Consider the following 20,653-nt stretch of genomic DNA (forward strand, 5'->3'; position numbering starts at 1 on the left):
ACAATCGGGCCGCGAGAATCGCGAGGTCGCCTATGGGACAGCTACCCCTCGTATTGATCCGGCCCCATCGCCCATGATGCTTGATCGTGGCCATAGGCATAGTTGCGGTTGTTGACCGCAGGATTGCGATTGACCATCGGCCGCATGAACATCGGGTGCGTCGCGCTGCGCACCTCGTGCTCGACCGTGAACAGAGGCTTGCCGCTGTCGAGATCGACGATGTCGCAGAAGCGGTATTGATATTGATTGTCCTCGCGCGAGATCAGGTCGCGCGCCAGCAGCTTGCGATAGGGGCCGGAGAAATCGGTGATGTACATCTGCACATGATGCCCATCGTAATCGGGCTGTGGCCGATCGGTCTCGCGGAACAGGAGATGCTGGTCGCGGCCGGTCTGCACCGCCGCAACCTTGCCGTCACCGTTCCGAAGGCGCGCGGGCATGCCCATGATCTCAGGATAGAAGGCGCAGATCGCCCGCGCCGATCCGGGCGGTACGTCGAACTCGACATAGGGGATGCCGAGCGCGATGCGTCCGAAGCGCGCCGCATCGGGCTCATGGACGCGGATGCGGTTGCCCCAGGGACAGACTGCTTCGACGTAATCGTTCTGCTCGGCATACGCGAAGGCTGTGCCTTCGAGCTTGCTCTTGACTGAAGCCAGCCGCGCCAGCAGCGCTTCGCGGCCCTCGATGACGAGCCCGGTATGGCCGCGCAGCACCTGCGGCTTGCCCTGGGGCAGATGAAACTGGCTCCGGCCAGCGTTGACCCACATGTTGGTGTCCGACACCATCAGATAGGGATCGCGCGTCAGCCCGAGTCCGGTGACGTAGAACAGCGTGGCGAGGCGCTGGTCCGGAACGGTGATGTTGACGTGCTCGAAATGGATGGCGTTGCCGAGATCTTCTGCGGATCGATCGAATCGTTGCGGCATGGCTGTGCGCTTCTCGCTGGAGGGACTGCTCGCGCCATACTAGAGCAGAATTTCCGCCAGCCGAAACATTAGGCCGATCACATCTCGTGGGCGGGCCACCTTGCCGTCGCAGCCATTCCCTGTAATCTCGGCAGAAACAGACAGGGAATGAGGTCGATGGGGGGAGTCCTGCAGGGCGTGCGCGTCCTTGATTTCGGGCGCTATATCGCGGGGCCGTATTGCGCGACCTTGCTGGCCGAGTTCGGCGCCGAGGTTATCAGGGTCGAAAAGCGCGACGGCAGCGAGGATCGCTTCGTGGCGCCGGTCGGTGAAGGCGGCGAGGGCGCCCTGTTCCTCCAGGTCAACCGCAACAAGAAGTGCATCACGCTCGATCCGATGAAGGCGGAGGGCCAGGAGGTGATGCGCAAGCTGGTGGCGACCGCCGATGTCGTCGTCGCCAATCTGCCGCCGCAGACGCTTCACGCGATGAAGCTCGATTACGACTCGCTGAGGGCGATCAAGCCGGACATCATCCTGACCACCGCCACCGCGTTCGGCGGTCCGGGCCCCTGGTCCGATCGCGTCGGCTTCGATGGCGTCGGCCAGGTCATGTCGGGCTCGGTCTACATGACCGGTGCCGGCGACCCGCCTTACCGTGCGGCGGTGAACTGGGTCGATTTCGGCACCGCGCTGCATTGCGCGTTCGGAACGCTCGCGGCCCTGATCGAGCGCGGCAAATCCGGCCGCGGGCAGATCGTCGAGGGCGCGTTGCTGGCGACCGCTTTGTCCTTCACCAATGCGACGCTGATCGAGCAGGCCGTCATCAACGTCAATCGTGTCCCGACCGGCAATCTCGGCCAGACTGCGGCGCCTGCGGATATCTACCGCACCAAAGATGGCTGGGTCTTGTGCCAGGTCACCGGCCATCCTCTGTTCAAGCGCTGGGCCAGGCTGATGGGCGAGGAGGAGATGTGGCTGAACGATCCCCGCTTTGCCGACGACATCAGCCGCGGCAACAATGGCCCTGTCATCAGCGAGCGGATGGCACGCTGGTGCGCCGAGCGCAGCACGCAGGAGGCGGTCGACACGCTCGGCAAGGCCATGATTCCGACCGGGCCTGTTCTGAGCCCGCAGCAGGCGCTCGATCATCCGCACGTTCGCGCCGCCGGCTTCCTCCAGGACGTCGACTATCCCGGTCTGCCGAAACAGGCGCCCGTCGCCCGCGCTGCGATCCGCCTGTCGGAAACGCCGGGCGAGATCGCATCGCGTCCGCCGACGCTCGGCGAGCACACCGATTCCATCCTGGCGGAACTCGGCTACGACAAGGCGGCGATCGCGGCGCTCCGGCGGAGCGGCATCATCTAGCCGCACGAGCGGCGCCGCTTGCGGACCCGCCAATGCCGCTCTGTCCGTCGATCGCCCGATAAGCGATGGAACACAGGCGGCCGCTTGCCGTTCCTACTCTCGGGGCGCGCGCGCGCGGACAGGGAGTATCGACATGGCCGACGACCGCTTTGCCGAATTGCTGGGCCGCGCGGCCATGGAGGTCTGGGGCGATATGCCGCGCGAGGTCCAGGAGGCGCTGTTCGAGACGGCCATGAAAGGCCGCGCCTCCGATCGCGAAGCCCTTGCGCGGCTGCTGCATGATCGCCATCCGCGGACCGCCCATCCCGCCAAGCCGTCCTGAGAGAGGCGACCGCGCGTTGACGTTTCAAGCCTGCCTCGAGTGTCGAACATGGAGTTGATGGAAGCCGAGTCCGTCGCCGAGCTTCCCCGCGGGACGCAATGGCAATACGAGCCGAAATGGGATGGCTTCCGTTGCCTGCTGATCCGTGACGGCACGCGCGTCAGCATGCAGTCGAAGGGTGATCGCGATCTCGTGCGGTATTTTCCTGAAATCGCATCCGCGGCATCAGCTCTATCCGCCGGCTCGTTCATCCTCGATGGGGAGCTGATCATTGAGCTCGAGGGCGGATACTCATTCGATGCCTTGCTTCAACGCATCCACCCGGCGGCCAGCCGCGTGAAGCGCCTGGCCGGGGAGACGCCGGCCAGTTTCATGGCTTTCGACCTGCTGCGATCGGAGGACAGGGACCTCACCGCGCTTCCGCTCGACGAGCGACGGTCCGCACTCGAGCAATTCGCGCGGCGCTATTTCAGGGGCTCCCGCGTGTTTGCGCTGTCGCCGGCCAGCCGCAGCCTCGCGGGTGCGAAAAAGTGGCTGCAATCCGTCCAAGAAGGCCACGACGGGGTGGTCGCGAAACGTCTCGATCTCGCCTATCGCGGCGGCGCGCGCGACGGAATGCAGAAGATCAAGCTGATGCGGTCGGCCGATTGCGTGGTCGGCGGCTTCAGGTATGGCGAGAAGAAGCAGGGCAGGCGAAAGGTGATCGGCTCGCTGCTGCTCGGACTGTACGACGATTCCGGACTGCTGCACCATGTCGGCTTCACCTCGGCCATCAAAACGGCCGATCGGCCGGGCTTGACCGAGACGTTCGAGGCCATCGCGAGCGACAGCAGCTTTACCGGCAAGACGCCCGGCGGTCCGAGCCGATGGTCGACGAAGCGGTCGGCCGAGTGGCAGCCGGTGCGCCCCATTCATGTCGTCGAGGTTTCCTATGACCACGTCACCGGCGGCCGGTTTCGCCACGGCACGAAAATCGTGCGCTGGCGCCCCGACAAGAAGCCCTCGCAATGCCGCATGGATCAGCTTGCGCAGAAATCAGCGAATGGTGGAGGGCGATGAGAGATAGCACCTCGGAGATCGCCCCCATCAGTGATGCCGTTCACCTCTGCGTCGACATGCAGAATATCTTTGCGCCCGGCGGCCTCTGGCAAACGCCGTGGATGGAGAGGGTGTTGCCGACGATCGTCTCGATCGTTTCCCGCCATCAGATCAGGACCGTCTTCTCGCGCTTCATCACGCCGCAGGATCCCGAAGATCGCCCGGGACAGTGGCAGAGTTATTTTCGGCGCTGGCGGCAGGCAACCCGCCGGCAGCTGCCGGCATCCGCGCTCGAGCTGGTGCCGGCGCTCGCGCGCTACGTTCCTCCGGCCCGCGTGGTCGACAAGCCGGCCTATTCCGCGTTCAGCAATCCAGGCCTCCGCAGCCTGCTGATGGAAAAGAACGTCGGCACGGTGGTGATCACCGGTGCGGAGACGGATGTCTGCGTCCTCTCGACGGTGCTGAGCGCCGTCGATCTCGGGTTCAGGGTCGTGATCGTGCAGGACGCGCTATGCAGCTCGTCCGACGTCGGCCACGACGCACTCATGACGATGTACCGCACCCGATTCCACGGTCAGGTCGATCTCGCGACCGCGGAGGAGCTGACGGAGTTTTGGCAAGAATAGAAGGTGCCCGGCCAAGTCCGCGGGGGTTTTGGGGTTCGGATGTGAAGTCTGGACACGTGCGTTCGCGCGGCAAATCCCCTATGGATGACGAGGCGCAGCCGAATCGCGATGGATCCGGCTCGCCTTTCGACGCCTGTATGCGACCAGAAACGGATTAACGTGCGGCATTCCAAAAAAGCGCGGCCAGCGGCCAAAGGTGCTCCGAACAAGAGCGCGCTCAAGAAGAATTCGTCGGTCAGGCGATCGCCGAAGAAGCGCTCGCCGGCCAAGAGCTCGACAAGCAGGCGCGCGCCTGGCAAGGCTGCGCCGAAGCCAGGCAAGGCTTCGCAACGCGCCGCGATCGCATCGTCATCGCCCCTCGGCATGATGGCGCTGCATCTGCTGGCGCAGTGGAAGGAGTCCGGCCGCAACGGTCTCGTGTTCCTCGCTGAAAGCGAGAACAGGGCGGAGCGGCTCGGCAGCGTTATTCATGCGCTCGACCCGTCCTGCGAAGTTCTGGTGTTTCCGCGGCTGAACACCCTGCCGTTCGATCAATTGGAACCATCGCGCGAGATCGCCGGCCGCAGAGCCTCGGTGCTGCGGCGGCTTGCGAAATCGAAGCATCCCATCTTTCTCGTCTCGACCGCGGAAGCCGTGATGGAGCGCTTGCCGCCGCCCGCGAGCCTGTTGCGGCTGAACACGGCGCTGAAAGTCGGCGGCACCTTCTCCGAGAGCGAGCTTCGCGTTCGTCTCGAAGAATTGGGCTATGACCTCGACGACGAGCCGGATTATCCGGGCGGCGCCCTGTTTCACGGCCAGACCTTCGAGATATTTCCGGCCGGAGCACTGGGTCCGTTCCGGGTGGAGCATTCGGCGCGCACCATCAAGCGGATCGTGGCGTTCGATCCGCAAGAGCACGACATCATCTTCGAGACCGGGGAGCTTCTGGTCGATCCCATGTCGGAACGAACAGCCCTGTCAGGCGCGCGGGCCAGGCGCGCGACGCTGTTCGACTATTGCGGAAAGGCCAAGTGGATCGCGGATGCCGGCGTGTCTGATCATGCCGATGCCTGGCTGAGCACGATCGAGGAGGCCGCCGGCCGCGCCGACAGGGAGCGCGAATATCTGGGACGCACTGACTGGAAGCAGGCGACCCGTGGCATGAAGGTGCTGCCGCGCAATGCTCCGTTCCAGCCGACGCCTGAATTCTCAAAGCTGTCATCCGCCAGGAAAGCGCTTCGCGCCTTCGTCGAGGATGTCAGGCACGACGGTTCGCGCCTGATCTTCGCCGCGGCGCAGGAGGAGGATTTGCGCGCGATGGAGCGCATGAGCGGCGTGCGGGTGGAGCGCGTCGCGGATTGGGCGGAGGCCGAGGACGCCCGCCATCGCGACGTGGCGCTGCTGGCCGATCTCGACGGCGGCTTCGTCATTCCAGGCAGGAAAGCCACCGTCGTTCTGACGGCAACCGACGTGCTCGGCAGCCGTGCGCATCATCCGCAACCGATGGCGCGAAGCTGGAGCGCGGCCTTCGATCATGCCGACGTGCCGGAACAGGGAACAGTGGTCGTGCATCTTCAGCGCGGTCTCGCCGTGCTGGATGGCTTGCAGACCGTGAACACCGGCGGCGGCGCCTTGCGCGAGATGGTCAGGCTGTCCTTCGCGGGAGACAACGCGGTCCTGGTGCCGCCGCCTGATCTGGCGCTGATGTGGCCCTATTCGACGGAACTCGGAAAGCTCGCGCTCGACAAGGCGGATGGCAGCACATGGTGGGCCCGCCGCAGCGAGGCTGAGCAGGAGATTCAGGTCGCGGGCAAGGTGCTTGCCAAGCACATCAGCCAGCGCAAGCGGCGGAAGGCGGCAAAGCTGGTGCCGCCTGGCTCGGCCTACGAAAAATTCGTGGCACGCTTTCCCTATTTCACCACCATCGATCAGGCCAAGGCCATCAACGACGTGCTCGATGATTTGGCATCCGGCCATCCCATGGACCGGGTGATCTGCGGTGACGTCGGCTTCGGCAAGACCGAGGTGGCGCTTCGTGCGGCGGCGGCCGTGGTGCTGTCAGGCAAGCAGGTGGCGATCGCGGTGCCGACGACAGTGCTGGCGCGGCAACACGTCGCGACCTTCCGCAAGCGCTTCGCGCCAGTTGATATCGAGGTGGGCAGCCTGTCGCGCGCGACATCGGCTGCCGAGGTCAGGGAGACCAAGGAAGGCCTGCGCAGCGGCCGGATCAAGGTCGTGGTCGGCACGCAGGCGCTGACCTCGAAGGACGTCAAGTTTGACGATCTCGGCCTCGTCATCATCGACGAGGAGCAGCATTTTGGCGCCGCCGAGAAGGCAAAGCTCTCCGGTCTCGCCAGGAATCTCCATACGCTCTGGATGAGCGCCACGCCGATCCCGCGCACGCTCGCCGCGGGCCTTGCCGGCTTCAGGGATCTCAGCGTCATTGCCTCGCCGCCGGTTCACCGTCTTCCGGTCGCGACCAAGATCGCGCCGCTGTCGGATGCCGCCATCGCCTCGGCCTTGCTGCGCGAGCAGCGACGGCATGGGCAGAGTTTCCTGATCTGCCCGCGCATCCAGGATCTGGAGCCGATGCTGGCGCGCGTACAGGCGGTCGCGCCCGATCTCAAGATCGTCTGTTTGCACGGCAAATTGCCGGCGGACGAGATCGACGAGCGCATGATGACGTTCGTCGAAGGCAAGGCCGATGTGCTGCTTGCCACCAACATCGTCGAGAGCGGCCTCGACATCCCCCGCGCCAACACCATCGTGGTGTGCTGGCCGGAAAATTTCGGTCTCGCCCAGCTTCATCAGCTGCGCGGGCGCGTCGGCCGTGGCGGCATCCGCGCCTTCGCTTATCTCTTGACGGAATCGACCTCGGGGCAATCGGAGAAGCGACTGGCCGTGCTCGAGGAGTTCAGCCGGCCGGGCGCGGGCTTCGCCATCAGCGAGCGCGATCTCGATCTCCGCGGCGCGGGCGATCTGTTCTCGGAGCAGCAATCCGGCCACGTCCAGGTGTTCGGCCCCGTGCTCTACAGCCATCTCCTGAAGATGGCCTCGGAGAAGGTCGAGGACGGCATGTCCGTGGTGTGGGTGCCCGATCTCAACCTGCCGGTCGCCGACATGCTTCCCGCAAGCTACGTGCAATCCGCGCCCGTACGGCTCGAGCTCTATGCCCGCGCCGCGCGTTGCGCCAGCGAGGACGAGCTCGACGACCTCGAGGAGGAAACCGCCCGCCGCTTCGGGCCATTGCCGCAGGCCGCCCGCGATGTCTTTGCGGCCGCGCGGCTGAGGCTCGATTGCAAACGCCGGGGCATCATTCGCCTGGACGTCGGCCAAAGCGCTGTCGCCGCGACGTTCCTGCCGGGACGGCTGCGGAAGTCCAAGGGCAAGTCGCTGCAACGCGATGGCGATCGCGTCGTCTATCACAGCCCGATGCGGGATGCGCCGTTCGAGCGGGTCGACGAGTTGCTGGAGCTTCTCGACGAATCGTGAGCCGGGCGTGTGCTCATAAAGGTGATGGCGGCGGCTGACGGCCAGGCAGAAAACGTCTGCCCGGGTTTGAGTTTTACTGGTTTTGCCTCAACTCGAAGGTCGGCGACCACCAAACTTATTTCGCGCGATGGCTACCGCACCTGCTAAGTTGAGACGGATACACCGGCCGTTCTTGCCTTGGAGGCGGAGATGCGACGACGGGAATTCCTTGCTCTTGTAAGCTGCGTGGCAGCTTGCCCCGTTGCCGCGCGTGCTCAGACCGCGAGGGTTTATCGCGTTGGGACACTCACTGCGGGCCCCCCGATCTCTGCTGCGGCGGATCGTGGTAAGGTCTTCTTCGACGAACTGGCGAAACGTGGCTACGTGGTTGGACACAATTTGGTCCACGAGGCGCGTGGCGCGTCGGGCAAGCTTGAGCTGGTTCCGCAGCTGATGCAGGAGCTGAAGGCCGCGGGCGTGGACGTTGTTGTCACGATCAGCTATCCGGCCGCATCCGCCGCCAAAATATCGGGCGTTCCGACAGTCCTCGCGTCCGGCTCGGGCGATCCGGTCAAGACCGGCTTGGTCGAAAGTCTCGCGCATCCGGGCGGGAACGTGACCGGAATAGCGGATGACGCATCGACCCTTTCCACCAAACGGCTTTCTCTGCTGACGGCCTTGTTGCCCAGACTGCACCACGTCGCGATGATTTGGAACAAGGATGATCTCGGCATGTCCATGCGTTACGAGACATCGGCAAAGGCTGCTCAGGGGCTCGGGATTACAGTTCAGCCGCTTGGCGTTCGGGAACCTGATGACTTCAACGAAGCTTTCGAGGCGATGACGCGCGATCCGCCCGATGCCATTTTGATGGTTTCGGATTCACTGACTCTCCTCAACCGCAAGCGAGTGATCGACTATGCCGCCACACACCGGCTGCCGGCGATCTACGAGGCAGAATCGATCGTTCGTGACGGCGGCTTGATGTCCTATGGAGCCGATTCAAGCGAATCCTTCGAACGCGCTGCAGCGATGGTCGATCGCATTTTCAAGGGTACGACACCAGCCGACCTCCCGGTAGAACAGCCGACACGCTACCAGTTCGTCATCAATCTAAAGACCGCGAAGTCGATAGGGCTCGAAATTCCGTCGACCCTGGCCGCGCTCGCGGACGAAGTCATCGAATAGGCCAGCGACTGTTTGCGACCTCGGAGAATGTCCGGTCTCGGTCCGGTGCGGGAAATTGACCGGATATCGGTCGTACATGCCTTGGCTCAAAGCGAGCTGCCGCCGCAGATCACGAGTTGCTGCCCGGTGATGGCGGCCGCATCCGCCGAAAGCAGGAAGGCGACGGCAGCCGCGACTTCCTCCGGCCGAATGAAGCGGCCGATCGGTGGCAGCTTTGGTGTGACGTTGGCGCGCGCCGGATCGTTGAGCATCGGCGTTTCGGTCGCGGCGGGCGCAATGACATTCACTGTTATGCCGCGGGACGCCAGTTCACCTGCCCACGATCGCGCGAGTGCGACCAGCGCGGCTTTTGTCGCGGCATATTGACCGCGGCCGGCTGCGCCAGCTGCGGTGCGGCTGCCGATGAACACGATGCGGCCGCCTTGCGGCAAGCGTGGCGCCAGCGCATCGGCGAGGCGTTCGGCCGCGTCGACATGCAGCCGCCACATCGCGGCGCCCTCGTCATGATCGAGCGATCCGAGCGGGGCGACTTTCAGCATGCCGGCCGCATGAACCAGCGCGGTCGGCGCGAGATCGGCGACGGCGGCTGCAATCGCTTCGACATCGGCGAGATCGAGCGACAGGTGCTCGAATGCCGGATGATCGAACGTTACAGCGCGCCGGCTGATACCGGTAACGCGCCAGCCATCGCGCAGCAGGCGCTCGACGATCGCCGCGCCGATGCCTGAGCTGGCGCCGGTGACGAGCGCATGCGGCCTCTTCTCCATCGCCTCAGCCCTGCTTCACCCATGCTTCGGTCACCCTCACATATTTGATCGCGCGGCGATGAAAGGTGAAGGCCATGTGGATCGCGCCATCGGCGGTCTGCTTGACGCTGGGGTAGGACAGCTCGCGATTGGTCTGGTCGCGCGAATTGTTGGTCATGCAATAGCCGTCGCCGGTCTCGACGTCGCGCTTGGCCCAGGAGCGCCCGCCGTCGGTCGAGATCGCCAGCGTCATCGGCGCTCTTGGCGCGCCCCAGAACGCGGTGCGTCCGCCCGCTTTGCTCCCGTCGCCGGCGAGCACGGGCGGAAGATCGTCCTCGATTTCGTCATAGAGCGAGACCCGGCGGCCGGTTGCATCCTTGGCGCTGGAATCGTTGAAGACCAGCGCGAGATGGCCGTTGTGGAGTCGCGTCAGCTGGATCGAGGAGTTGTTGTTGGGCAGTGCGGTCGCTTCGGGCGCCGACCAGCTGCGGCCGTGATCGGTGGAGCGGCTTTGATAGATGTTGTCGGCCCAGCGGCTGCGATACATCGCCAGCAGCGTTCCGTCGTCGAGGCGCGCGATGCTCATATGCACGCAGCCGCGGCTGCCTGGCACCTCGATGTCGCGCCAGGTGGCGCCCGCATCGGAGGAGATCTTCACCGCGCTGGTGTCCCCGTCGCCGTTCCATTTCCGGCCCGGTGTGCTGTGGCAATAGAATACGGGCAACAGCCAGTCGCCATTGTCGAGCACGACGATCGGCTGGCGGATGAAGGTGCCGCGGCCGCGATATTCAGGGAACAGCGTCGCGATCGGGCCCCAGCTCTGGCCGTTGTCGCGCGAGAGGCGGCGGCGGATGATGGCGGTGTCCTGGTTGCCGGCCAGCTGCGCCGTCCACATCAGCCACAGCGTGCCGTCGGGGGCAGGGAACAGCACGGGGTTCTGCTCCGAGCGGCCGGGATCATCGGACAGCTTTTCCGCCGGTGACCACTCTGTCGCGCCGCGCGGCAACCGCGAGAAATACACCGAGATGTCGGACATGCCCTCCTGCGTGCCGCCGAACCAGACGCAGGCGAGATCGCCATTGGCGAGCGGCATCAGATTGGCGGCATGGTTCTGCACGCAAGGCGAGGGAATGAAAGCCTCGAACCTGTCAGGGTCGCCGGTCGCCTGACGCACGGCGCCGTCGGCGGCGATCTCGAGGTCGGCCATCATGTCGAAGTCCTTTCAACGAATGCATTGGGTTGCGTGGCCTGCGGGGTGGCGGGGGCCTGGCCCATCGCCACGCGCTCGATCGCCATCACCAGCAGCGGCGTCGCGGCGGCGACGTACATGTTGTCGATGCCGAAGGGATTGCCGAGCAGGTACCAGACCGTGGTCGAGATTGCCGCGCCGATCAGGCCCGCGGTGGCGCCGCGATTGCTGGCGAACAGCGGCAGATAGAAGCCCATCATCGCCACCATCGTGATCGACAGGCGCAGCGCGCGCGTGAAGAACGACAGTTTCAGGATCTCCGGGATGAAGAACACGAAGAGCAGCGGCACGATCGCGATCACGATCGAGAACACGCGCGTCATCTTCAGCTCGCGCTCCGGCGTCGGCTGCCAATAGGGCACGTAGAAGTCGCGCACCACCAGCGAGGCGATCGCGAGCGCGACGGTGCAGACGCTGACGAAGATCGAGGCGACCAGCGACGTCGTCACGAAGGCGGAGGCCAGCGGCGGCATTTTTTCCAAGAACACCGGCAGGGCGTAGAGGCTGTTCATGTCAGGGTAGAGATATTTTGCGGCAACGCCGATCAGCGCGAGCAGGAAGCCGAGCGGCAGGCAGAACGCCGCCGCGTAATAGGTCGCCCTGCGGGCCTCATCGGCGCTCGGTGTCGAGGAGATCGCCTGCACGATGAATTGCGTCGAGAAGATCGCTCCGACGGTGCCGAAGGTCCAGGCGAAGATGGTGGTGAAGCCGATCTTGCCGTCCCAGCTGAAATAATAGGCTGGCAGCTTGGCCTGCATCGGCGCGATGCCGCCGGTGAGCGACATCGCGACCGCGAAGATGATGATGACGCCGACGACCTTGAAGGCACTGTGCAGGATCGTCACCCAGGCGACGCCCTTCAACCCGCCAAACACGTAATAGAAGGTCGAGACCACGGCGATGATGCACATCGCGACCGGCAGGCTGACATGCAGCGCGGTGGCGATCGCAGCCGCGCCGCTGACGTAATTGCCGACATTCACCAGCAGCAGCGCGTAGATCATGATCACGGAGACGGTGAGCATGGTCGACTTGCCGTATTTCTGCGCGATCGCAGCCGAGATGGTGTATTCGCCGGAATTGTAGAGCTTCTTCACCATCAGGAGGCCGAACAGCAGGAAGCCGATCGAGGCGCCGAGCACGGCCCATCCGGCCGCCAGGCCTGACTGGAACGCTTCCTGTGCCGTGCCGACGGTCGATTTGGCGCCGACGAATTCGCTCATCATCAGCACGCCGACGACGACGGCGGGCATCGCGCGCGAGGCGGTCATGAACTGGTCGCTGGTCCGGCTGCGCAGCTTCAGCGTGAGCCAGGACGTGAAGGCGATGTAGGCGACGATCATCGTGACGATGAGCGTGCTTTCGCCGTTGAGCAAAGCTTGCATCTCCAACGTTTCCTCTGGTGGCGCGGGACGCGGTGTTGAGGCCCGCTTTCGCCCGACGGCAAATGTTCGGAATGCGAACAATTGTTGTTAAAGATCATTAAACCCGCCCGCGGCCTGCGCGTCAAGCGCACGCCTGCGCGTCCGCGGGACGGCGACCCCGCGAACGGTCATCTCGTCGTGATATTGAGGGGGTTCCAGCGAGGAGGATGTTACGTCGTGCCGACGTGAGCGGGCTCAGGGCCCGAGGCGGCGGCCGCTGGCCGCCGCAACCGCATCGCCGCGCCGCCGCGCGGCGGCGGATCGTCATCATCATCGAGCTTGCGCAGTGCGGCGAGGATGTCCGTCAGTCGAATCGGACGGTCCATGCCGGGGATCTCGCGTAGCGCGGGCTGGGATTCGACGGCGTACATATCCGAAGCCCAGGACGACAGGATGATCCGCTTTTCCGGCGTCGAAAGACCGGGGTCGTCGAGAACGGCGCTCGCAGAGGCATAGTGTGCTGCGGGATGGAAGAGCGGCTTGAAACCGGTCACGTTCGCTTTGGCATTCATTGTCGTCTCCCTCACCACTCCTTTCAAAAAGGGATGCCGTTACCGGCGGACGGCGAGCCGCCGCCGTCCGCCATGCTGGTCTCAATAATGGCCAGAGCTTTCGACGCTCAGGCCGCCTTCTGGTCAATCTGCGGTGGCGTGTTCGCGATTTGGATGCGGCGCGGCTTCATGGCCTCGGGAATCTCGCGCAGGAGTTCGATGATCAGGAGACCGTCCTGGAAAGCGGCTTGCTTGACCTGAACGTAGTCGGCGAGATTGAACACACGACGGAACGGCCGCGCCGCGATACCCTGGTACAGATATTCGCCGGAGGCCGCCTCGGGCTTCTTGCCCTCGATGGTCAGCGTGTTCTGTTCGGCGGTCACCGTAATGTCGTTGACGCCAAAGCCTGCCACGGCAAGCGTGATCCGGTACTGGTCTTCGCCGAAGCGTTCGATGTTGTAGGGGGGATAGTTCTCTTCGCCGGCCTGACGCAACGTGCTGTCCACGAGGTCGGCAAGGTGGTCGAAGCCGATGGTGGAGCGCCAGAGGGGCGCGAAATCAAAGCTGGTCCTCATACCAAGTCCTCCTAGGAGCAAGATGGTTAAGAAGGAGCGCAAGACGGGGGTTCAGACCGAATCCGAAGAACCCTGGCCCGGCGCCCGCACCGGACCCCTGGCGGGCATCCGGCACACCGCTCTCGCGGCGAAAAACGACTTAGAGCGATGGAGGAGCCTTGCAAGAGGGGGCAGTAAAAAAAATTGAGAGGCGGCTTGGGAACCCGGACCAGCGATGTGAGAGAATCTTGACAGCACGAGAGGCGCGAATATTTTTTGCGCCGGAAGTCTGCGCTTCCACCCCGGACAATCGAAAGGACTTTGAAAGACCGTCAGGAGCGACGACGATGCTCGATCTGGAATTGGCCCGCATTCGCACGCACCGAAACAACATCTCCCGCTATCGACGCCTGCTGAAGACGAAGCTGTCGGAGCTTGAACGTCGATTCATCGAGCGGCGCCTTGCCGAGGAGCAGGCTGCCCTCGAAGCTCTCACTGCCGACGCTCTTCCCGCCGCATTCACACTGCCGAGAGACTCGGCGGTCCCCGCCCTTCGGGGAGCCGAACGGTGAACGACGTATGCAATCTCCTATCCGCACCGGCGTGAGAACGCACCGCTCTAATTCGCCGACAGCGCCGTCTTGGCGACCTCCGCCATCCAGCTCGATGCTACCGGGAGAATCGCGTCGTTGAAATCATAGCGCGGGCCGTGTAGTTCGGCGCCGTCGCGCAGGGGCCCGTTGCCGATCCACACGAACGCGCCGGGGCGCTGCTGGAGATAGAACGCAAAATCCTCGGCGGCCATGCTGGGCGCGAGATCGCGCCTGACCGGTGCCCGCACCTTCTGTGCGGCCATGCGCGCGAGGCCCGCTTCCTCCGTCGAATTGACCGTGGCGCCGACGCCCATAACGATATCAGGGGTGACCTTGACCTCGAAGCTCGTGGCGATCCCGGCGCAGATCTCGCCGATCCGCGCCAGGATGACGTCCTTGACGTCGTTGCGATGATGCCGCAGCGTGCCGCGGATCACCACCTTGCCCGCGATTTGATTGGGCGCGGTGCCGCCCTCGATGGTGCACAGCGAGAGCACGGCGGTGTCGAGCGGATCGACGCTGCGCGACACGATCCCCTGCATCGCCACGATCAGATGGCCGGCCGCCATCACCGGATCACGCGTCAGATGCGGCATGCCGGCATGTCCGGCATGGCCCTCGATGGTGATGGTGACGCGTCCGCCCGAGGCCATCACCACGCCGTCGTGGACCGCGATGGTGCCAGCCTCCAATCCGGGCCAGTTGTGGAAGCCGAACACGCGCTCCATCGGGAAGCGCTCGAACAGTCCGGCGGCGACCAGTGCGCGCGAGCCGCCAAAACCTTCCTCGGCCGGCTGGAAGATGAAATGGACGGTGCCGCTCCAGTCCGTGTCCGCCGCCAGCAGCGCGGCCGCACCCAGCAGCGAGGCCGTGTGCCCGTCATGCCCGCAGGCATGCATCACGCCCGGATTTTTCGAGGCGTAGGCCAGCCCGGTATGCTCGGTGATGGGCAGTGCATCCATGTCGGCACGCAAGCCGACGCGCCCTTGCGCCGATCCGCGCGTCAGCGTCGCGACCACGCCGTGGCCGCCGATATTGGCCTCGAAGGGAATGCCGAGCTCGGTGAGCCGCTCCTGCACGAAGGCGGCGGTCGCTTTTTCCTGCAACGACAGTTCGGGGTAGGCATGCAGATGCTGGCGCCACGCGGTCAGTGTCTGGTGCAGCTCCGGGGTCAAGGCAGGAATCTCTCGGATGATGACGGCTGTCACCACTCTAGCCGATTATCGGCGCGCCGCATCAATTGCCTCGGAATGCCTCGCGTGCATCGACAGGTTCAATGATTGCCGGGCAGACGACCGCGCCGCGTACTCGACTTCACCTCTCCGCAAGCGGGAGACAGGGCGCACCTCCGGGCCGCGGAGCCGCCCTACGCCGCCAACTTCGCCAGCCCCTGCCAGTCAAAGCTGATGCCGTGTCCCGCGCGGTCCGGCGCCAGCGCCTTGCCGTCTTCGAGCAGCAGCGGATGCTCGATGTACCTGTCGAGCCCAAACCCGTGCGCCTCGAGATAAGAGCGGTTCGGGCAGGCGGCGAGCAGATGCACGGTGATGTCGTGCGCGCCGTGGCTGGTGACCGGCAGGTTGAAGGCCTCCGCCAGCCGCGCGATCTTCATGAAGGCGCTGACCCCACCGCAATTGGTGACGTCGGGCTCGGGATAGGACACCGCGCCCGCGACGATGTAGGTCTTGAACTCCCACAGCGAGCGCAGATTCTCGCCCGCCGCGATCGGCACGCCGCCGGCCTGCATGACGCGCGCGTGGCCGGCGACATCGTCGGGGATGATGGGTTCTTCCAGCCAGGTCAAATCGTAAGCTGCGAAGGCGCGGGCGGCGCGGATCGCTTCCTCCACCGTCCATTTCATGTTCGCGTCCGCCATCAGCGGAAAGCCATCGCCGAGATGTTGGCGCATCGCCGCCAGGCGTGCGACGTCGGATTTGAGGTCGGGCCGGCCGACCTTCATCTTGATGGCGCGAAAGCCCTTGGCGAGATTGCCGTCGGTCTGCTTCAACAGCGCCTCGACCGGGAGATCGAGGTCGATGCCGCCGGCGTAGCACGGCACGCGCGCATCGAAACCACCGAGCAGGCGGAACAGCGGCAGTTTGGCCCGCCGCGCCTTCAAATCCCACAGCGCGATATCGAGCGCGGACAGCGCCAGCACCGCCGGCCCGCCGCGCCCGCCATAATGCAGGCCCCACCAGACGTGATGCCAGAGGGCTTCCGTGTCCTCAGCCTCGCGCCCGTCGACCAGCGGCGGGATCTCGCGCTTGAGAATGTCTGCGACGGCGCCGCCGTTGCGTCCGACCGTGTAGGTGTAGCCAGTGCCTTCCGCGCCATCGGCATCGCGGACGCGGCAGGTGATCAGCTCGAAAGCCGACATGTCACCATGGGTGGAGTCGGACAACGTGACGGGGAGGGGGATCCGGTAGAGCGCGGATTCGATCGTCGCGATGCGTGGCATGTTTGCTCCCTGCATTTTCGTTGCAGGCTAGGCTGACATGGAGCCTCGGGCAACTGCGTTCGCGGCAATGCTGCTGCGTCGTCATGCACGTTGGGAATCGCGCGGGCGCCTGGATCCATTACGGCAGGCCCGCCTGATTCATCGCCTGCTCGACTTCGTCGGCCAGACGGCTGTAGTGTCGATGCAGCCGGTCGAACACGTCCCGCTTGGACGATCGGGTGGTGAGGTCGCGGATCAGCGCGGCCTCGGCAGCGTCCTTGCGCAGCTTTTCCAGTGCAGCGACGAAATCCTTCATAAGCCCATCTCGATACGTTCCGCTTCGTCAGACTGCTGCGATCCAGATGAACATGGCGAGCAGAAGCAAGAGCCACACGAGCGAGGCCGTGAACCAGACGTCCCAGGACCTCATGTCGAAGCCACCTCGTCTCGAACTTCGTTGCCGCACCGGCACTTGAACAGGCGCACGACGTGGTCCGTCCGCGGATCGCTGTAGCGTACGATCAGACGGAGCGTTTCGGAGCCGCAGCGGGAACATCGCGGCGGCGCTCTTTCGAGAGATTGGTGCATGAACCCGCGGCGCCGTTGACCTCAAAATGCGGCCAACTCACTAGAGCATTCACTGCGGGCTTGCTTGTCGATTCGGGCCAATCCTTTGGGATTTCGCGCCAAGCGGCGCGCCATCAGGAACCCGCACTCCGGAATTGCCGCGGCGTCACTCCCGTCCAGCCGCTGAAGGCGTGGCTGAAGGAGCTGACTTCCCGATAGCCCAGCAGCCAGGCGATTTCCGAGACCGGCAGGTCCTGATCGCGCAGATAGCGTTTGGCGAGGGCTTGTCTCAGGTCGGAAAGCACAGCGGAAAAATTCGTGCCCTCGTCCGAGAGAGCGCGGGCAAGCGTGCGACGACTCATTCCTGTGCGGCGCGCCACCTCCAGCACGTTGGCCTTGCCGTTGGGGAGTAGCCGGACCAGCTGGTCCTCGATGCGCGCGCGCAAGCTGCTGCGCTGCGCCTTGCGGCGGCCCAAGGCGTCGTCGGCATACTCGAGCAGTATCCGGTTGAGATGGGTGTCAGCACTCGTGACCCGCAGTGCGGCACTCTGTTCGGGAAACGCGATCTCGTCCCGATTGGCGCCATAGTCGATGGCGCAGCCAAGGTCGATGCCGGGGCGGACCCGTGGTCTGCGGTGTCTCAACCTGATCTGTTCTGGTGAGAGCCTGCCGCCGGTCAGCGCACGCGCGATGCGCACCAGGGTCACCACCCAGAATTCAGCATGATGACGATCGGAGCAACGATCGAGGTCGAGGTATTCCAGCCCGATCGAAAGCGTGCGACCGGCGGACACCTCCAATCGCACGCCCTCATTGTTGATCGCGCAATAGCGTGCAGCGTTCGCAAGCGCGTCAGCCAGATGTTCGGACGACGCCATGACGTAATACACCAGGCCGATCTGGCCGAGCTCGAAGTCGCGCGCGAGGTGCAAGCCGAAATGCGTGTCTTCCAGCTCCGCGGCTGCCAGCTCGAGCAACCTGACCTGCGCTGCGGCGGCGACGCGGCATTTGGGATCCGCGATGTCCTGGAGCGTGAGGCCCACTTGCGCGAGCACCGGCGCCGGATCCCTGCCTTTGCGGCGCAGATGGGCGCAGGCGAGCCGGGCGATACCGCCGGTCGCGCTGAGGATTGAGCTCAAGCCGTTCGCCGATCGGCTGCGCATGACGGCCTCTCGGGCAGCTCACCGCATCGTCGCGAGCTGCACGGCCAGCGCACACGCCCGGTCATATTCGTCGAGATTGATCCACTCGTCGATGGTGTGCGCCTCGTTCTGCCCCGCGCCGAAGGTCACGGTCGGAATGCCGTGGCGAACCATCCAGTTGGCATCGAGGCCGCCATTGGCGGTGCGGACGTTCGGCGTGCCGCCGACCGCGGACACGGCCTCGACCGCGCGCTTGATGACGGGCTGACCGTCCTTCATGCGGAACGGATAATAATCGGTCTCGGCCTTGAACTTGACCTTGCCGGACTTGCCCTGGACGTTCGTCACCTTCTTCGCCGCCTTCTCGAAGGCGGCCTTGTAGGCCTTGGTGATCTCCTTGAAGAATTTTCCGTCATGGCTGCGGCTTTCGCCGCGCACATGCACGTAGTCGGTGACGACGTTGGTGGCATCGCCCGCGGGACGGCCTGCGCCGCCGGTGACGGGGCCGACATTGCTGGTGCCTTGCCTTTTGCCCTTCACCACCTTGCCGAACCAGCCGCCGGCCTTCACGTCGGCAAGCGCGAGCGCCATGATCATGGTCGCGGAAATGCCGCGCTCGGGCGCGACGCCGGCATGCGAGGCGCGGCCCATGATCTCGACCGTCCAGCGGTCCGCGCCCACGGCGCCGATCACGACGTTGGAGGCCGAGCCGCCGTCATAGTTGAACGCCATCACCGGTGACCCCAGCTCGTCCAGCTTGACGTGCCGCGCGCCATAGAGCCCGCTTTCCTCGCGCACGCAGAACAACAGCGTGATCGGCGGATGATCGAGCTTCTGCTTTTCCAGCTCCGCTGCCAACGTCACCAGCACGCCACAGCCGCATCGGTTGTCGCCGCCGAGCGCGGTCTTGGCGGAGTTGACGATTCTGCGGCCGGATTTCTTCGGCTTGGCGCCGGCGCAGAGCGGCACGGTGTCCATGTGGGTCATGAACATGATGCGCGGCTGGTTGTGCAGCGCGCCGCGGCCGGGCAGGTCGACGATCAGATTGCCTGTTTCGGTCGGCACGGGAATGCGGGTGTTGGCGTCGTCGAGCCGGATCGCCTTCGCCGGCACGCCGCTCTCCTTCAATGCGGCCGTGAGCTCCCGCCCGATCGCCGCCTCCAGTCCGGTGACGCCTTCCACCGAGAGGAAGCGCATGAGGCGGTCGGTCGCGGCTTTGGTGTCGACAGGCATCAAAATCATTCCCTTGCTGGACGGTTGCGCGCCAGCATCTCCCGCGCCGATGCGTTGTGCAAGGGCCTCAGACGCTGCGCGTATATGCGAGGAAGATCGTTGCACCCAGCAGCAGCGCCGCGGCCATGAACAGCAGCACCGCCGGCAGCCCCGCGAACGCCGCCACCGCGCCGGTGACCGATTGCATCAATGCGGCACCGAGGAAGAAGGCGAGGTTGATCGCCGCGAGCGCCTTGCCTGCGGTTTGCGCGTCGACCAGCTGCCTCGACATGCCGAACAGCAATGGCTGCGCCGAGGTCGCGATGCCAATGAGCACGAACAGCACGAGATCATAGAGCGGCGGCATTACGGGCACGCCGAACAGCATCGACACCAGATCATGCGGCGCGCCGAGCGCCATCAAAGCCAGCAGCAAACCTCCGATCATATGCGAGCCCGCCACCAGCTCGCGGCGACGACTGAGCTTGCGGTCGATCATGCCGACGAGAAGCGGACCGGCGATCATCGCCAGTGTAAACGCGCCGAGCTGGTTGCCGGCCTCGACCCGCGACAATCCCTTGATGTCCATCAGCCACGGGCCGCCCCACAGGCCGCGCAGCACCAGCGAGGTCGACAGCGACACCAGCGCCAGCGCGATCAGGCCGCGCAGGGGCCGCGACAGGCCGAGCCTGAGCACCGCGATCATCTGCGACAGGGCTGAGGAATCGTCCTTGTGCTCGGCCGGCTGGCTCGGCACCAGCGTGAAGACGGCGAGCGCGACGAGGACGCCGCCGAGGCCTGCGATCCAGAACCCGGCGCGCCAGCCGTAATGATCGACCACGAAGGCCAGCGGGCTCGACGACAACAGCATGCCGACATTGCCGATCGAGAGGATCGCGCCCGACCACAGCCCGAATCGCGCGGCCGACAATTGCTTGGCCGCCAGCGTCATCGGGCACATCAGCATGCCCGAGGTGGCGATGCCGAGCAGCACTTGCCCGATCGCGAAGCTCGAAGGCCCCGTGGCAAAGCCCGAGGCGATCGCACCGATCACGGTTCCCGCAAGCAGGCTCAGCGACACCGGCCGCACGCCGAAGCGGTCCATCGCAGCGCCCACGGGAATCTGCGCGGCGGCAAAGGCGAACGGATAGACCGAGGTGAGGCTCGCCAGTGCCTGCGGCTCCATCCGGAAATCCGCGGCCATCAGGTCGAGGCTGACCGCCGGAATCGTGCGCAGCAACGTCGAGAGCATGTGCCCGCAGGCCAGCGCCAGCAGCGCAAGGATCAGCGCGCGGGTGCCATTTCCCACTTCTTCAGTCGCAACCGCACTCATCGGCATCC

At 64.9% G+C, this 20,653-nt stretch carries 19 protein-coding genes; 7 read left to right on the forward strand and 12 right to left on the reverse strand.

What is annotated here, in order from left to right:
* Positions 1 to 41: 41 nt before the first annotated feature.
* Positions 42 to 929 (reverse strand): VOC family protein, encoded by an 888-nt coding sequence (locus BM222_RS07290; protein ID WP_092227596.1) that lies wholly within the window; start codon positions 927 to 929, stop codon positions 42 to 44.
* A gap of 156 nt (positions 930 to 1,085) precedes the next feature.
* Here BM222_RS07290 and BM222_RS07295 point away from each other — a divergent pair, with 156 nt between their 5' ends.
* From BM222_RS07295 to BM222_RS07320, 6 genes are all read left to right on the forward strand, one after another.
* On the forward strand, positions 1,086 to 2,273 hold the full coding sequence (locus BM222_RS07295; protein ID WP_092227597.1) for a CaiB/BaiF CoA transferase family protein: 1,188 nt from the start codon (positions 1,086 to 1,088) through the stop codon (positions 2,271 to 2,273).
* Between the two features lie 133 nt (positions 2,274 to 2,406).
* Positions 2,407 to 2,595 (forward strand): hypothetical protein, encoded by a 189-nt coding sequence (locus BM222_RS07300; RefSeq protein ID WP_092227598.1) that lies wholly within the window; start codon positions 2,407 to 2,409, stop codon positions 2,593 to 2,595.
* A gap of 30 nt (positions 2,596 to 2,625) precedes the next feature.
* A complete protein-coding gene (locus BM222_RS07305) occupies positions 2,626 to 3,654 on the forward strand; it encodes an ATP-dependent DNA ligase (protein ID WP_283810225.1) in 1,029 nt (342 codons plus the stop codon).
* Positions 3,651 to 4,259: a cysteine hydrolase family protein gene (locus BM222_RS07310; protein WP_092227600.1), complete on the forward strand. Its 609-nt coding sequence runs from the start codon at positions 3,651 to 3,653 to the stop codon at positions 4,257 to 4,259. The genes BM222_RS07305 and BM222_RS07310 overlap by 4 nt, the downstream gene beginning before the upstream one ends.
* 363 nt (positions 4,260 to 4,622) lie before the next feature.
* On the forward strand, positions 4,623 to 7,730 hold the full coding sequence (locus tag BM222_RS07315; protein ID WP_092227760.1) for a DEAD/DEAH box helicase: 3,108 nt from the start codon (positions 4,623 to 4,625) through the stop codon (positions 7,728 to 7,730).
* A gap of 189 nt (positions 7,731 to 7,919) precedes the next feature.
* Positions 7,920 to 8,897, forward strand: coding sequence for an ABC transporter substrate-binding protein (locus BM222_RS07320; protein ID WP_143105906.1), 978 nt, complete (start codon positions 7,920 to 7,922; stop codon positions 8,895 to 8,897).
* An 86-nt stretch (positions 8,898 to 8,983) separates the two neighbouring features.
* Here BM222_RS07320 and BM222_RS07325 read toward each other — a convergent pair whose 3' ends face one another.
* The 5 genes from BM222_RS07325 to BM222_RS07345 all read right to left on the reverse strand — a co-directional run bounded on the left by BM222_RS07325 (position 8,984) and on the right by BM222_RS07345 (position 13,385).
* Positions 8,984 to 9,664 (reverse strand): SDR family NAD(P)-dependent oxidoreductase, encoded by a 681-nt coding sequence (locus BM222_RS07325; RefSeq protein ID WP_092227602.1) that lies wholly within the window; start codon positions 9,662 to 9,664, stop codon positions 8,984 to 8,986.
* Positions 9,665 to 9,668: 4 nt separating this feature from the next.
* Positions 9,669 to 10,853 (reverse strand): sialidase family protein, encoded by a 1,185-nt coding sequence (locus BM222_RS07330; protein WP_092227603.1) that lies wholly within the window; start codon positions 10,851 to 10,853, stop codon positions 9,669 to 9,671.
* Positions 10,850 to 12,277 carry a sodium:solute symporter family protein gene (locus BM222_RS07335; protein WP_092227604.1) on the reverse strand — a complete coding sequence of 476 codons (1,428 nt, stop codon included), beginning with the start codon at positions 12,275 to 12,277 and terminating at the stop codon, positions 10,850 to 10,852. The genes BM222_RS07330 and BM222_RS07335 overlap by 4 nt, the downstream gene beginning before the upstream one ends.
* A 209-nt stretch (positions 12,278 to 12,486) precedes the next feature.
* On the reverse strand, positions 12,487 to 12,828 hold the full coding sequence (locus BM222_RS07340) for a hypothetical protein (protein ID WP_092227605.1): 342 nt from the start codon (positions 12,826 to 12,828) through the stop codon (positions 12,487 to 12,489).
* A 107-nt stretch (positions 12,829 to 12,935) separates the two neighbouring features.
* Entirely contained in the window at positions 12,936 to 13,385 is a 450-nt protein-coding gene (locus BM222_RS07345; RefSeq protein ID WP_092227606.1) for an Hsp20 family protein, read from the reverse strand.
* A gap of 326 nt (positions 13,386 to 13,711) precedes the next feature.
* On the opposite strand from BM222_RS07345, the gene BM222_RS07350 reads away from it, so the two are divergent.
* Positions 13,712 to 13,936, forward strand: coding sequence for a DUF4349 domain-containing protein (locus BM222_RS07350; RefSeq protein WP_092227607.1), 225 nt, complete (start codon positions 13,712 to 13,714; stop codon positions 13,934 to 13,936).
* Positions 13,937 to 13,983: 47 nt separating this feature from the next.
* On the opposite strand, the gene BM222_RS07355 is transcribed toward BM222_RS07350, so the two are convergent.
* The 6 genes from BM222_RS07355 to BM222_RS07375 all read right to left on the reverse strand — a co-directional run bounded on the left by BM222_RS07355 (position 13,984) and on the right by BM222_RS07375 (position 20,645).
* On the reverse strand, positions 13,984 to 15,132 hold the full coding sequence (locus tag BM222_RS07355) for an amidohydrolase (protein WP_092227761.1): 1,149 nt from the start codon (positions 15,130 to 15,132) through the stop codon (positions 13,984 to 13,986).
* 191 nt (positions 15,133 to 15,323) lie between these two features.
* The gene (locus BM222_RS07360; RefSeq protein ID WP_092227608.1) at positions 15,324 to 16,412 is read right to left on the reverse strand and encodes a mandelate racemase/muconate lactonizing enzyme family protein; all 1,089 of its coding nucleotides are present in this window, start codon (positions 16,410 to 16,412) and stop codon (positions 15,324 to 15,326) included.
* 118 nt (positions 16,413 to 16,530) lie between these two features.
* The gene (locus BM222_RS40910; protein ID WP_177243055.1) at positions 16,531 to 16,707 is read right to left on the reverse strand and encodes a hypothetical protein; all 177 of its coding nucleotides are present in this window, start codon (positions 16,705 to 16,707) and stop codon (positions 16,531 to 16,533) included.
* 385 nt (positions 16,708 to 17,092) lie between these two features.
* Complete coding sequence (locus BM222_RS07365) at positions 17,093 to 18,121, reverse strand: helix-turn-helix domain-containing protein (protein WP_092227609.1); 1,029 nt, start codon at positions 18,119 to 18,121, stop codon at positions 17,093 to 17,095.
* Between the two features lie 18 nt (positions 18,122 to 18,139).
* The gene (locus BM222_RS07370; RefSeq protein ID WP_092227610.1) at positions 18,140 to 19,333 is read right to left on the reverse strand and encodes a M20/M25/M40 family metallo-hydrolase; all 1,194 of its coding nucleotides are present in this window, start codon (positions 19,331 to 19,333) and stop codon (positions 18,140 to 18,142) included.
* Between the two features lie 67 nt (positions 19,334 to 19,400).
* On the reverse strand, positions 19,401 to 20,645 hold the full coding sequence (locus BM222_RS07375; protein ID WP_092227762.1) for an MFS transporter: 1,245 nt from the start codon (positions 20,643 to 20,645) through the stop codon (positions 19,401 to 19,403).
* Between the last annotated feature and the right edge of the window lie 8 nt (positions 20,646 to 20,653).

The sequence above is a fragment of the Bradyrhizobium sp. Gha genome (genome assembly GCF_900113735.1).
Lineage (GTDB): Bacteria > Pseudomonadota > Alphaproteobacteria > Rhizobiales > Xanthobacteraceae > Bradyrhizobium.